General features: G+C 69.2%; 12 protein-coding genes. 6 read left to right on the top strand and 6 right to left on the bottom strand.

Annotation, left to right across the window (positions count from 1 at the left end; translation table 11 throughout):
- The first annotated feature begins 50 nt into the window (after nt 1-50).
- Nucleotides 51-983 carry a GTP cyclohydrolase FolE2 gene (gene folE2, locus ASE10_RS15495; protein ID WP_055909940.1) on the top strand — a complete coding sequence of 311 codons (933 nt, stop codon included), beginning with the start codon at nt 51-53 and terminating at the stop codon, nt 981-983.
- A gap of 241 nt (nt 984-1,224) precedes the next feature.
- Complete coding sequence (locus ASE10_RS15490; RefSeq protein ID WP_162250480.1) at nt 1,225-2,844, top strand: diguanylate cyclase; 1,620 nt, start codon at nt 1,225-1,227, stop codon at nt 2,842-2,844.
- Nucleotides 2,845-2,868: 24 nt separating this feature from the next.
- Here ASE10_RS15490 and ASE10_RS15485 read toward each other — a convergent pair whose 3' ends face one another.
- The 3 genes from ASE10_RS15485 to yidD are packed head-to-tail and all read right to left on the bottom strand — an operon-like array spanning nt 2,869 to nt 5,335.
- Nucleotides 2,869-3,774 (bottom strand): M23 family metallopeptidase, encoded by a 906-nt coding sequence (locus ASE10_RS15485; RefSeq protein ID WP_055909945.1) that lies wholly within the window; start codon nt 3,772-3,774, stop codon nt 2,869-2,871.
- Nucleotides 3,771-5,102: a dihydroorotase gene (locus ASE10_RS15480; RefSeq protein ID WP_055909947.1), complete on the bottom strand. Its 1,332-nt coding sequence runs from the start codon at nt 5,100-5,102 to the stop codon at nt 3,771-3,773. The genes ASE10_RS15485 and ASE10_RS15480 overlap by 4 nt, the downstream gene beginning before the upstream one ends.
- Nucleotides 5,087-5,335 carry a membrane protein insertion efficiency factor YidD gene (gene yidD / locus ASE10_RS15475; RefSeq protein WP_162250180.1) on the bottom strand — a complete coding sequence of 83 codons (249 nt, stop codon included), beginning with the start codon at nt 5,333-5,335 and terminating at the stop codon, nt 5,087-5,089. The genes ASE10_RS15480 and yidD overlap by 16 nt, the downstream gene beginning before the upstream one ends.
- Nucleotides 5,336-5,611: 276 nt before the next feature.
- Here yidD and dksA point away from each other — a divergent pair, with 276 nt between their 5' ends.
- Nucleotides 5,612-6,685, top strand: coding sequence for an RNA polymerase-binding protein DksA (dksA, locus tag ASE10_RS15470; protein WP_055909950.1), 1,074 nt, complete (start codon nt 5,612-5,614; stop codon nt 6,683-6,685).
- Nucleotides 6,686-6,782: 97 nt separating this feature from the next.
- Here dksA and ASE10_RS15465 read toward each other — a convergent pair whose 3' ends face one another.
- The 3 genes from ASE10_RS15465 to cysS form a co-directional block, all read right to left on the bottom strand.
- A complete protein-coding gene (locus tag ASE10_RS15465) occupies nt 6,783-8,036 on the bottom strand; it encodes an MFS transporter (protein WP_055909951.1) in 1,254 nt (417 codons plus the stop codon).
- Entirely contained in the window at nt 8,033-8,485 is a 453-nt protein-coding gene (locus tag ASE10_RS15460; RefSeq protein ID WP_055909954.1) for a SufE family protein, read from the bottom strand. The genes ASE10_RS15465 and ASE10_RS15460 overlap by 4 nt, the downstream gene beginning before the upstream one ends.
- Before the next feature lie 222 nt (nt 8,486-8,707).
- Nucleotides 8,708-10,084: a cysteine--tRNA ligase gene (cysS, locus tag ASE10_RS15455; RefSeq protein WP_055909957.1), complete on the bottom strand. Its 1,377-nt coding sequence runs from the start codon at nt 10,082-10,084 to the stop codon at nt 8,708-8,710.
- 225 nt (nt 10,085-10,309) lie between these two features.
- On the opposite strand from cysS, the gene ASE10_RS15450 reads away from it, so the two are divergent.
- From ASE10_RS15450 to ASE10_RS15440, 3 genes are all read left to right on the top strand, one after another.
- Nucleotides 10,310-10,786, top strand: a complete 477-nt coding sequence (locus tag ASE10_RS15450; RefSeq protein ID WP_055909960.1) for a hypothetical protein — start codon at nt 10,310-10,312, stop codon at nt 10,784-10,786.
- Nucleotides 10,787-11,112: 326 nt separating this feature from the next.
- On the top strand, nt 11,113-12,114 hold the full coding sequence (locus ASE10_RS15445) for an N-acetylornithine carbamoyltransferase (RefSeq protein WP_055909962.1): 1,002 nt from the start codon (nt 11,113-11,115) through the stop codon (nt 12,112-12,114).
- A gap of 117 nt (nt 12,115-12,231) precedes the next feature.
- Complete coding sequence (locus tag ASE10_RS15440) at nt 12,232-13,431, top strand: argininosuccinate synthase (RefSeq protein WP_055909965.1); 1,200 nt, start codon at nt 12,232-12,234, stop codon at nt 13,429-13,431.
- The last annotated feature ends 79 nt before the right edge of the window (nt 13,432-13,510 follow it).

The following is a 13,510-nucleotide window of genomic DNA, read 5'->3' as shown; positions in this document are numbered from 1 at the left end:
GCTAGAATGGCGGCCATTGCGGCCCCCCACGCCGCCCCAACGAAGCCGTCGTGACCACCAGCTCCCGCCCCCCTCGTCGCCTACCCGATGTCGCCTTCGACGCCGCCGCCGCGGCGCGTCCGCTGGATTGGGTCGGCATGTCGAACATCGCCTTGCCGCTGCGCGTGGCCACGGGCCACGGCGACGCCATCCAGGTCGCCGCCTCGGTCGACGTCTCGGTCGACCTGCGCGACGCCGACGCGCGCGGCATCCACATGTCGCGCATGTATCTGCAACTGCAGGATGCGTTCGCCAGCGAGACCCTGACGCCGGCCGGCCTGCGTCGCGTGCTGCAGGCGCTGATCGAGGGCCAGGGCGGCATTTCCAGCGCCGCGCGCCTGGTCCTGCGCTACGAACAGCTGTTGCTGCGTCCGGCCCTGGCCAGCGCCAACGCCGGTTGGAAGCGCTACCCGGTCGAGATCGACGCCACCCTGCGCGACGGCCATCTGCACCTGGGCCTGGGTTTTTCCGTCGAGTATTCCAGCACCTGCCCGGCTTCGGCCGCGCTGTCGCGCCAGCTCAACGCCGAGCGCTTCGTCGCCGATTTCGCCGCCGCGCATCCGCTCTCGACCGCGGTGGTCGGCGAGTGGCTGGCGTCGGAGCGCGGCCTGGCCGCGACCCCGCATGCGCAGCGCAGCCGCGCCGAGATCCGGGTCGAACTGCGCCCGGCCTTCGACGAGCTGCCGCTGACCTCGCTGATCGACGCCGTCGAGCAGGCCTTGGGCACGCCGGTGCAGACCGCGGTCAAGCGCGAGGACGAGCAAGCGTTCGCCCGCCTCAACGCCGAGAACCTGATGTTCTGCGAGGACGCTGCGCGCCGCGTCGCCGCCGCGCTCTCGGCCGATCCGCGCATCGACCGCTTCGACGCCCAGGTCGCGCATTTCGAAAGCCTGCACGCCCATGACGCGGTCGCGCGAGTGACCGGGCAGGGCGGCCGCGACTGAGGCCGCGCGCCGGCCGCCTGGGCCTAGCCGGGCGCATCGGGCGTGCCGATGGCGCGCCGGAACTGCAAACGCTTCCATCGCCTTCGTGCGCTCCCGCCGGCTGTTCCGGCCGACCGAGCGGCACCTGAAGTGTGCGCGCCATCACGTCCGGTGGGCTATGCTCAAGCAGTACAGAGTGCCGGGACGGGTAATGGGGAAACCCTCGCGTCGTAGGTGGCAGGCCGTAGCGGTCTGGTTGGGCATGCTAGTGGCGGCCGCCGCGCCGGCGCAGTCGCTGCAACTGTCGCGCCTGGATGCCGACCCCTTGCCGGTGCAGGTGCTCGCCGGCGATTTCGACGGACGCTTCGTCGCCGTTTCCGATTTGTCCCTGCGCGAACTCAGCCGCGCCCCGCGCTGGTGGCGCCTGACCGCGAAACGCGACTATCCCGCCGGCGCACAACCGCAGCTGGTGCTGCGCTCGCCGCATCTGAACAAGGTCGAAGTCTGGCTGCCGGGCTCGCCGCTGCCGCTGCGGCGCGAACTGCTCGACGCCGACCGCAGCAACTCGACCCGGGCCCTGGTGGTGCCGCTGGACCACGGCCTGGCCGCCGGCGAATCGTTGTACCTGCGCGTGCAATCGCTGACGCCGCTGCCGATGACCGCGGCGATCGAGCCGCTGGCGACGGTCCATCGCAAGGACATGGCCCACGTCGCCTGGCGCACCGCGGTGCTGACCACGATGAGCGTGCTGGCGATTCTCGCGTTCGGCTTCTGGGCCGGGATCGGCGAGCGCAGTTACCTGATGCTGAGCCTGACCCTGCTGGCGCAGCTGCTGTACCTGGTCAGCTACGGCGGCGAGGCCCGGTCGATCCCCTGGCTGTCGATCCTGGTCAGCGACGATCCGCGCGTCGGACGCATGTTCGGACTGATCGCGGTGCTCGCCAGCAATGCCTTCCTGGCCTATTACCTCAGCCTGCGCCAGACCCAGCCGACGCTGATGCGGGTGTTGACCGCATGCAATGTCGCGATCGGCCTGCTGATGCTGGTGACCCTGACCACGGTCGCGCCGCTGGTCGCGGTGGCGGCCAATCTGGTGTTGCTGACCGGGTTCGGGATCGTGCTGACGGCCGGCGCGATCGGCGCCTGGCGGCGCCAGCGCGAAGCCTATTTCCTGCTGCTGTCGTGGTCGCCGGTGTTCGTCCTGACCGTGCTGCGCTTCGCCGCCGTGCTGGGCTGGTGGGGCAATCCGGAATGGATGGACTACGCGTTCCCGGTCGGCTTCGCCCTGGGCGGCCTCGTGCTGATGATCGGCCTGTCCGACAAGCTCCAGCAGCTGCGCCGCGACCGCGACCAGGCCAGCCGCCAGGCCACCTACGACGCGCTGACCGGCGCGATGACGCGGCCGGCGATCGAGGCCCGGCTCAAGACCGCGGTCGAGTCCGCGCACAAGAGCCGGCGGCCGCTGTCGGTGGTGTTCTTCGACGTCGATCATTTCAAGCGCATCAACGACGAACACGGCCACCGCGTCGGCGACCAGACCCTGCGCATCATCTCGCTGCGCACCCGCAACCGTTTGCGCACCTACGATCTGTTCGGCCGCTACGGCGGCGACGAGATCCTGGTGGTGCTGCCCGACACCCAGTTGCGCGAAGCGCTGGGCGTGGCCGAAAACCTGCGCTCGTCGGTGAATTGCCGGCCGCTGTCGATCGACGGCAAGCTGCTCGCCGCCAGCCTCAGCGTGGGCGTGGCCGAGCTGTTGCACGAGGAAACCGCCGAGCACCTGCTCGAGCGCGCCGACGCGGCCTTGTACGCCAGCAAGTCGGCCGGACGCGATCGCGTGACCGGCCATAACGCCACGCGGGTGCAGGAACTGGTGAGCTGAGCCGGCGCCGGCCGGCGCCGTACCTCAGGGGCGAATGGACGGCTGCGTCGCGGCGCGCGCGGTGTCGCCGCGTTCCAGCACCAGCAGCGGATCGATCCGCACGTCGAACCAGTTCATGCCCCAGTGCAGGTGCGGCCCGGTCGCGCGGCCGGTCGCGCCGACCGCGCCCAGGACCTGGCCCTGGGCGATGCGGTCGCCGACCTTCACGTCGATGCGCGACAGGTGCAGGAAGTTCGAGCTGACGCCGTGGCCGTGGTCGAGCAGCAGGGTGCCGCCGGTGAGGTACAGGTCCGGCGCGGCGAAGCTGACCACGCCCGCGGCCGGCGCCAGCACCGGCGTGCCCGACGCGGCGGCGATGTCCATGCCCGAGTGCGCCGAGCCGGGCTGGCCGTTGTACACGCGCTGGTTGCCGAAGCGGCCGCTGATGCGGCCCTGCACCGGCCAGACGAAGGCCTGGGCGAAATCGGCGCGTTCGTCGTCGCGATCGCGCGCGGCGGTGACCAGGGCCTGCTCGCGGCGGATGCGTTCGGCGATCTCGGGCGGCGGGTTCACGGTCTTGGGCGGCACGCCGTTGATCTGTTCGATCGGCCAGTCGCGCGGCGTCACCGCGATGCTCACGCGCTGGCTGCGGCCGTCGGCGCTCAGCACTTCGACCTCGACCGGCGCGCTCTGCTCGCGGCCGACGCCGAAGGCCACCGAGCCGTAGGGCGTGACCCGCAACGTGCGCTCGCCGTAGCGCACCGTGCTGCCGGCCGGCACCTTGCCGATCACCAGCGCGCCTTGCTGCACCGAAGCGGGGAACACCACCCGCGAGTCGGCGGCGGGCGCCGCGGGCGCCTGGACCTGCGTGGCTTGCTGCGCCCCGGCGACCGGCAACGCGGCGCAGGCCGCCAGCGCCAGCGTCGCCAGCGCGGCCGCGGCCTGCCTCATCGTGCGAACGCCAGACGCTGCCCGTTGGGCGCGCCGACCAGGCGCGTTCCGTCCCAGGCCAGCACGCCGTTGACCCAGGTCGAGGCGATCCGCGAATGGAACGTGCGGCCTTCGAACGGCGACCAGCCGCACTTGGACAGCACGTCCTCGCGTCGCACCGTGAACGGCGTGTCGTCGATCAGGACCAGGTCGGCGGCGTAGCCCTCGCGCAGGAAGCCGCGGTTCTCGACGTCGAACAGCTTGGCCGGCGCGTGGGCGAACTTGTCGACCACCTGGGCGGTGCTCAGGCGGCCTTCGTGTACCAGCTCCAGCGCGGCGTTGAGCGCGTACTGCACCAGCGGCAGGCCGCTGGGCGCGGACGTGTAGGGGCGCGCTTTTTCCTCCAGCGTGTGCGGCGCGTGGTCGGTAGCGAGCACATCTATTACGTCTTCGGCGACCGCGCGGATCAGGGCTTCCCGATCGCTGGCGTCCTTGATCGCCGGATTGCACTTGATCAGGTGGCCGAGCGCGGCGTAATCGGCGCGGTCGAAACGCAGGAAGTGGATGCAGGTCTCGGCGGTGATGCGCTTGCCTTCGATCGGGCCGGCCTCGAACAGCGCCAACTCGTCGGCGGTGCTGATGTGCAGCACGTGCAGGCGGGTGTTGTGCCTGCGCGCCAGCGCGATCGCCAGTTCGGTGGATTTCTTGCAGGCCTGGCGCGAGCGGATGTCGGGATGGCACTCGGCCGGGATGTCGTCGCCGTACTTGGCCTTGTAGCGCGCCAGTTCGGCGTCGATCATCGGCGTGTCTTCGCAATGGGTGATGATCGGCGTCGGCACGTCGCGGAAGATCGCGTCGAGGGTGACCGGATCGTCGACCAGCATGTTGCCGGTGGACGCGCCCATGAACACTTTCACGCCCGGCGCGGTGCGCGGGTCCAGGCGCTGGATCGCGGCCAGGTTGTCGTTGCTGGCGCCCAGGTAGAAGCCGTAGTTGCCCCAGGCGCGGCCGGCGGCGCGGCGGTACTTGTCCTCCAGCGCGTCGGCGTCCAGGGTCGGCGGGTTGGTGTTGGGCATGTCCATGAACGTGGTCAGCCCGCCGGCCACCGCCGCGGCCGACTCGGTGGCCATGTCGGCCTTGTACTCCAGGCCGGGTTCGCGGAAGTGGACCTGGTCGTCGATCATGCCCGGCAGCAAGCGGCGGCCGCCGGCATCGACCACGGTTTCGCCGTCGCGCGCGGACAGGCCGGCGCCGATCCGGGCGATGCGGCCGTCCTCGATGCGCAGGTCGCCGTCGTATTCGCGGCCTTCGTTGACCAGGCGGGCGTTGACGATCAGTGTCGATGACATGAGTGCTTTCCGGGGTTCGGGGGCGGCACCGGGTCGTGGCCGCCGGGGTGCAGGGGATGGCAGCGCAGGATCCGCCGCAGGGCGAGCCAACTGCCTTTGAAGGCGCCGAAACGGGCGATCGCCTGCATCGCGTATTCCGAGCAGGTCGGATAGAAGCGGCAGCGCGGTCCCAGCAATGGACTGATCCAGCGCTTGTAACCGCGAAGCAGGACGATGAGGAGGCGGTCGATCACGTTTCCTTAATGCGGGCGACCGTCGTCGGATTGCGGTTGCCGCAGTAGTCGGGGCAGGGTATAACAGCGCGCTTTCCTCTCACAAGGCAAGCGCGAGGCAAGGCCGGGCGAACCGCAGTGACGGATTGCCTGACGAGGCGGAAAATGCCGGATATGGCGGATTTCGCTTGCGGCGGTCGCGCATTTGTGTATTTGATCGCCGAGCGGACCCCGCGGTCCGCGAAGCTTCCGGAACGGTCCGGGAGTTCCCTCAGGGAATAGAAGGACAAGCCGCTCGTGGCAGTGAAAAAACCTGCGAAGAAGGCCGCCAAAGCGGCCAAGAAGACCGTCAAGCCGGCCGTAAAGAAGGCCGCTTCGTCCAAGACTGCGGCCAGCAAAGCCGCGACCAAGAAGCCGGCGGCGAAGAAGCCCGCGGCCAAGGTCGCCGTCAAGAAGCCCGTCGCCAAGCCGTCCGCGGCCAAGAAACCCGCAGCCAAGAAGGCCGCGCCGGTCAAAAAACCGGCGCCGAAGCCCGCTGCCAAGAAATCGCCGGTCGTCGCCAAGAAGGCGGCGCCCGTGAAGAAGCCCGCGGCCAAGCCCGCCGCGCCGGCGAAGAAGGCCGTCGCAGCCAGCAAGACCCCGGCCAAGAAACCCGTGGTGGCTCAGGCACCCGCGGCAAGGAAGCCAGAGCCCAAGCCCACCGTCGTCAAGAAACCCGCCGCGCGCCCGCCGACCAAGACCGCACCGGTGGCGGAGCCCGCGAGCAAGAACGAACCCGCAAAGAGCACAGTGACCCAACCAGTCCCCAGCAAATCCCCCGCCGCTGCGACCCCGTCCGCCGCCAAGCCTGCCGCCCGTCCGTTGGGCAAGGTCGCCGTCGCCGTCGCAGCCAAGCCGCAGGCGCCCGCGCCCAAGGCCAAAGTCAAGGTCGTCCCGTACAAGAACGACGAGACCACCGGTCGTCCGATCGTGCCGCAGGGCTATCGCCCGGCCGTGGACGAGGAATACATGAGCCCGCTGCAGCTGGAGTACTTCCGCCAGCGTCTGTTGAGCTGGCGCGGCGATCTGGTCGAGGAATCCAAGCAGACCATCGAGAACCTCAAGGACGAAGTCCGCGACGTCGGCGACGAAGCCGAGCGCGCGACCCGCGAAACCGAGAACTCGCTGGAACTGCGCACCCGCGACCGTTACCGCAAGCTGATCAGCAAGATCGACAGCACGCTCAAGCGCGTCGATTCGGGCGACTACGGTTTCTGCGTCGATACCGGCGAAGAGATCGGCCTGGAGCGTCTGGAAGCCCGCCTCACCGCCGAGCGCACGATCGACGCGCAGGAGCGCTGGGAGCACCTGCAGAAGCAGATGGGCGACTAGTCCGGCTGGTTTGCATGGTTCTTCGCGCAACTCATCGCGCAGTTCAAGAAAAAGCCCCGCGCGAGCGGGGCTTTTTCGTTGCCGGCGCCCTTGGCCGCTACTGCAGGTCGCGCAGGTTCAGGCGACGCAGTTTCGGCGCCAGCCGGGCCGTGGCCGCCACCACCGCTAGGGTCATGCAGCCGCCGAACACCACCGACGGCACCAGCCCCAGCAGCCGCGCCGCCACGCCCGACTCGAACGCGCCCAGCTCGTTCGACGAGCCGATGAAGATGCCGTTGATCGACGACACCCGCCCGCGCATTTCGTCCGGCGTCGACAGCTGCAGGATGGTCGAGCGCAGCACCACTGACACCCCATCGCACATGCCCGACAGCAGCAGCATCGCCGCCGACAGCCAGAACAGGCGCGACAGCGCGAAGCCGATGATGCACAGCCCGAAGCCGGCGACTGCGTACAGCAGCAGGCGCCCCGCGTTCTTCTGCGGCGGATGCCTGGCCAGCCACAGCCCGACCAGCACCGCGCCGGCCGCCGGCGCCGCGCGCAGCACGCCCAGCGCCTCCGGACCGTAGTGCAGCACGTCGTGGATGAAGGCCGGCAGCAGCGCGATCGCGCCGCCGAACAGCACCGAGAACATGTCCAGCGCCTGCGCGCCGAGCACGACCTGGTTGTTGAACACGAAGCGCAGGCCTTCGCCGATGCTCTTGAACACCGGCGCGCGTTCGGCCGCCGGCGCCGGCTCGGTCACCTGCAGCGACACGATCGCGATCGCCGCGGCCAGGGCGAAACCGGCCGCGACCAGGTAGGCCGAGGTCACGCCGCCCCAGGCGATCAGCCCGCCGCCCAGGGCTGGGCCGACCACCAGCCCGGTCTGCATCACCACGCTGCCGACGCCGGCGCCGCGCGCGAACTGCTCGCGCTTGAGCACGCGCGCGAACAGCGACATGTAGACCGGCGACAGGAACGCGCGCACCACGCCGTTGATCGCGATCGCCGCGTAGATGGTCAGGGTGCCGATGCCGAACGCGCCCGCGGGCAGGCGGCCGCTGGCCACGCCGGCCAGCATCAGCGTGGTCAGCAGCAGGCCCAGGCAGGCGAACATGCCCAGCTTGCGCCGCGGCAGATGATCGACCGCGTAGCCGGCGAACAGGGCGAAGCAGAAGTAGGGCACGACCTCGGTCAGGCCGATCAGGCCCAGCGCCAGGGTGTCGTTGGTGAGCTTGTAGATGTGCCAGCCGACCGTGACCGCGACGATCTGGTAGGACAGCATCGCCAGCAGGCGATACACCAGCAGGCCGACGAAACCGCGGTTATGCAGCAGCGACGGCTCGGGCGCGGTCGCCGCTTCGCTCACAGGCGGCGACGGGCCTGGTCGCGGATGAAGGCCAGCAGGGCGGCCAGGCCGTTGCTGCGGGTCGGCGAGAGATGCTTGGCCAGGCCGATGTCGGCGATGTAGTCGGCCGGCGTGGCCTCGATCTCGACCGCGCTGCGCCCCGAATACACCCGCAGCGCCAGAAAGATCAGGCCCGACACGATCGCCGAGTCGCTGATCGCGTGGAAATCCAGGCGCTGGGCGTCGCCCTCGACCACGATCCAGACCAGCGACTGGCAGCCGTGCAGGCGGTGTTCCTCGGTCTTCCACTCCTCCGGCAGCGCCGGCAGCTTGCGGCCAAGGTCGATCAGGTACTGGTAGCGCTCGGACCAGTCGCCGAAGAACGCGAACTCCTCGCGGATCGCGGCCTGGGCCTGCGCGGCGGTGGGTTCGAGCGGGAAGGGACTGGTCGGGGCGGCGATGGCATTCATTACGGGAAGATTTTACGCCTGGCGGTCCGCCTTGGGCGGAATCGGGCTGCGGCCGGGCGCTGGACGGACCGAACGGCCTCAGGCGGCACACCAGCAGCGGGTGCTGCTTCACACCGTCATCCCTGGCGCGGCCCGCTTGCTGCGGCCCGCTCGCTACGGACCGCCCGGCCCGGCCATCCCCGGCCGGGCGCTCGTAGGCGCAGCCGCTGCCCGAAGCAGCGGCTAAACGCGCTTCCTCGTCCAGCGCACGCCCTGCGGCGTGTCCTCCAGCAGCACGCCTTCACCGGCGAGCTGATCGCGGATCGCATCGGAACGGGCGAAGTCGCGGTTCTGCTTGGCCACGCTGCGTTCGTCGATCAGGGCCTGGATACGGGCGTCGTCGCTGCCGTCGGCGCCGCGCGCGAACCAGGCTGCGGGGTCCTGCTGCAGCAGGCCCAGGGCCAGGCCGGCGCCGAGCAGTTCGCGCTTGCGCGCCGCACGCTCGGCGCCTTCGCTCTTGCGCGCCTCGGTCGCGATGCGCGCGATTTCGGCCAGCGCGTTGGGCGTATTGAGGTCGTCGTCCAGCGCGGCCTCGATCGCCGCCGGAATCGCGATGCCGTCGACTGTCTCGACGTCGGCCAGGTCGCGCAGGGTGCCGTACAGACGGTCCAGCGTGCGCACGCTCTGCTCGATCAGCGCATCCGACCAGTCCAGCGGCTGGCGGTAATGCGCCGAGAGCAGGGCATAGCGCAGCGCTTCGGGCGGATGCGCGCGCACCAGGTCGTGGATCTTCTCGATATTGCCCAGCGACTTCGACATCTTGGCGCCGCCGAAGTTGAGCATGCCGTTGTGCAGCCAGTAGCGCGCGAAGGTCTTGCCGCCGTGCGCGCATTCGCTCTGCGCGATCTCGTTCTCGTGGTGCGGGAACTGCAGATCGACGCCGCCGGCGTGGATGTCGATGGTCTCGCCCAGGTGGGCGGCGGCCATCGCCGAGCATTCGATATGCCAACCCGGGCGGCCGCGGCCCCAGGGCGAGTCCCAGCCGGGCAGCTCGTCGCTGGACGGCTTCCACAGCACGAAATCGCCCGGGTCGCGCTTGTAGGGCGCCACCTCGACGCGCGCGCCGGCCAGCATTTCTTCCGGATCGCGGCGCGAGAGCTTGCCGTAGCGGTCGAAGCTGCCGATCGCGAACAGGGCGTGGCCTTCGGCCGCATAGGCGTGGCCGTTGGCGATCAGGCGCTCGATCATGGCCACGATTTCGCCGATATGCGCAGTCGCGGCCGGCTCCAGGTCCGGCGCACGCACGCCCAGGGCGGCCATGTCTTCGCGATAGGCGGCGGCGTAGCGGTCGGTGATGGCCGAGATCGGCACCCGCTGTTCGGCCGCGGCGGTATTGATCTTGTCGTCCACGTCGGTGATGTTGCGGGCGTAGACCAGGCCGCCGTGGCGGCGCCGCAGCAGGTCGGCGAGCACGCCGAACACCACCGGGCCGCGCGCATTGCCGATATGGACGTAGTTGTAGACGGTCGGCCCGCACACATACATGGTCGGGCGGGCGGGATCGATCGGTACGAACGGCTCGACCCGTCGCGTCAGGCTGTTGAAGAGATGCAGGCTCATGAGGGCACGCTATGGTTCGGGCCATTCTAGCGGCAGGCCGCGCGCGCGCGCAGCCGCCGGCCCGCGGCGCGCGCGAGGCTGCGCCTGGAAGCCGGCCGGCCGCGCCGGCGGAATGAGAATCGATGCGGCCGGGCAGGGCTGAAGGGTTCAGGGGCTGGAGGGTTGATTCAGGTCGTGGCTACACTCGGGTCCTTACAATTTGTTCACGGAACCGATGCGAGCGCGATGAACCGTTCTTACCTGGCAGTCTCACTGTTGCTGACTGGCGCCCTGGCGGCCTCTTGGGCCGGTGCCGCGTCCGCGCAGAGCACGACGGTGATCCAGGCCGAGAACGTGCGCTACGAATACGCCCAGGTGCTGCGCGTGACCCCGGTCTACCAGACCCTCAACGCGACCCGTTACGAACAGCGCTGCGACCAGACCCCGAAGCCGGCCGCCGAGGATTCGCGCCTGTCGCGCATGGTCGGCGCGGTCAAGGACGTGCTGACCCGCGACCGCCGCGAGCGCGAACGCCAGGCCGCTACGGCCACGAATTGCCGCTCGGTGCCGGTCGAACTGGAGTTCCGCCAGCCGATCGCCTACGACGTGGATTACGTCTACAAGGGTTCCAAGTACCGCTCGCGGCTGCCCGAGGACCCCGGCAACCGGCTGCGGATCCGGATTGCCGTGACCCCGGTGGTGGCCCCCGTCAGCTCCCGCTGATGCCGATCCGGCATAAGCCGCGGCCCCTTTCGACTTGCGCCGGCCAGGGCCGCATGCGAGCATTCGCCCCCTAATGAGCCACCTGCGCGCCGACGCCGACGTCCTCACCTCCGCCTACATGGCGGCGGGTATGACCTCGCGCGCGCGCCGACCGTTGCCCTGCCAATCCGCTGGGTGACGGTGCTCGCCGTCGTTCGTGTAACAAGCTACACACACGATAAAGCCCAGCCTTAGCGCTGGGCTTTTTTGCTTTCTGCGTCCGCAAACCCCGCACCGGCTTCCGGCCTCCCTCCACGCACTCCACCGATCCCGACCGACACCCGCCCATGATCAAGCACTTCCTCAACACCCAGGACTGGTCGCGCGCCGACCTCGACGCGCTGTTGGCGCAGGCCGCCGCGTTCAAGCGCAGCAAGCTCGGCGACCAGCTCCGCGGCAAGTCGATCGCGCTGGTGTTCTTCAACCCGTCGATGCGCACCCGCACCAGCTTCGAGCTGGGCGCGTTCCAGCTCGGCGGCCACGCCGTGGTCCTGCAGCCGGGCAAGGACGCCTGGCCGATCGAGTTCGAACTGGGCACCGTCATGGACGGCGACACCGAGGAGCACATCGCCGAAGTGGCCAGGGTCCTGGGCCGCTACGTCGACCTGATCGGCGTGCGCGCGTTCCCGAAGTTCGTCGACTGGGCCAACGACCGCCAGGACAAGGTGCTGGCCAGCTTCGCCAAATATTCGCCGGTGCCGGTCATCAACATGGAGACCATCACCCATCCCTGCCAGGAGCTCGCCCACGCGCTGGCCCTGCAGGAGCACTTCGGCACCTCCGACCTGCGCGGCAAGAAGTACGTGCTGACCTGGACCTATCACCCCAAGCCGCTCAACACCGCGGTCGCCAACTCGGCCCTGACCATCGCCACGCGCATGGGCATGGACGTGACCCTGCTGTGCCCGACCCCGGAATACGTGCTCGACGAGCGCTACATGGGCTGGGCCGAGCAGAACGTCGCCGAGAGCGGCGGCTCGCTCAAGGTCAGCCACGATATCGAAAGCGCCTACCGCGGCGCCGACGTGGTCTACGCCAAGAGCTGGGGCGCGCTGCCGTACTTCGGCAACTGGGGCCCGGAAAAGCCCATCCGCGACGAGTATCAGCACTTCATCGTCGACGAAGCCAAGATGGCGCTGACCAACAACGGCGTCTTCAGCCACTGCCTGCCGCTGCGCCGCAACGTCAAGGCCACCGATGCGGTGATGGACTCGCCGCAGTGCATCGCCATCGACGAGGCCGAGAACCGTCTGCATGTGCAGAAGGCGATCATGGCCGCCCTGATTTGAGGAACGAGTGCGGAGGAAAGAGGAACGAGCACTTGTCCTCTGCAATCCCGCACGATTTCCGCGCCTTCACTCGTTCCTCTTTCCTTTCCACTCGTTTCCAGCGCTAAGGCTTCCCCCATGACTGATCGAAATATAGTCCTCGCCTTCTCCGGCGGCCTCGACACCAGCTTCTGCGTGCCCTACCTGCAGGAGCGCGGCTGGGCCGTGCACACCGTGTTCGCCGACACCGGCGGCGTCGATGCCGAAGAGCGCGCCTTCATCGAGCAGCGCGCGGCCGAACTGGGCGTGGCCAGCCACGTCACCGTCGACGGCGGCCCGGCGATCTGGTCGGGCTTCGTCAAGCCGTTCGTGTGGGCCGGCGAGGGCTACCAGGGTCAGTACCCGCTGCTGGTCTCGGACCGCTACCTGATCGTCGAAGCCGCGCTCGCGCGCGCCGCCGAGCTGGGCACCAAGGCGATCGCGCACGGCTGCACCGGCATGGGCAACGACCAGGTGCGTTTCGACCTGGCGGTGAAGGCGCTGGGCGACTACGAGATCGTCGCGCCGATCCGCGAAATCCAGAAGGAACACACCGAAGTCCGCGCTTACGAACAAAAGTACCTGGAAGAGCGCGGCTTCGGCGTGCGCGCCAAGCAGAAGGCCTACACCATCAACGAGAACCTGCTCGGCCTGACCATGTCCGGCGGCGAAATCGACCGCTGGCAGGCGCCGGGCGAGGGCGCACGCGGCTGGTGCAAGCCGCGTGCGGAATGGCCGGCCGAGGCGCTGAAGGTCACGATCCGGTTCGAGAACGGCGAAGCCGTGGCGCTGGACGGCGAGAAGATCGCCGGTCACCAACTGCTGGCCAAGCTCAACGGTCTGTTCGCCGAGTACGGCGTGGGCCGCGGCCTGTACACCGGCGACACCACGATCGGCCTCAAGGGCCGCATCATCTTCGAAGCCCCGGGCCTGATCGCGCTGCTGACCGCGCATCGCGCGCTCGAGGAAGCGGTGCTGACCAAGCAGCAGAACCGCTTCAAGCCGGACGTGGCGCGCAAGTGGGTCGAGCTGGTCTACGAAGGCTTCTTCCACGACCCGCTCAAGACCGATCTGGAGGCCTTCCTGGCCAGTTCGCAGTCCACCGTCAACGGCGAAGTGGTGCTGGAGACTTCCGGCGGCGTGGTCAACGCGGTCGCGATCGATTCGCCGCACATCCTCAACGCCAAGGGCGCGACCTACGCCCAGGCGGCGGACTGGGGCGTGGCCGAGGCCGAGGGCTTCATCAAGCTGTTCGGCATGAGCAGCACGCTGTGGGCCGAGATCAACCGCAAGCCGTGACATAAGCCCCTCTCCCGCAACGCGGGAGAGGGGTTGGGGTGAGGGCAGCGAGCGCCGAAGGCGCAAGCCGCTCTTGCTG

The organism is Lysobacter sp. Root76 (assembly GCF_001428685.1).
Taxonomy (GTDB): domain Bacteria; phylum Pseudomonadota; class Gammaproteobacteria; order Xanthomonadales; family Xanthomonadaceae; genus Lysobacter.
Note: the sequence above shows the minus strand (reverse complement) of the source record. Positions and strands in the feature narration are given on the sequence as shown.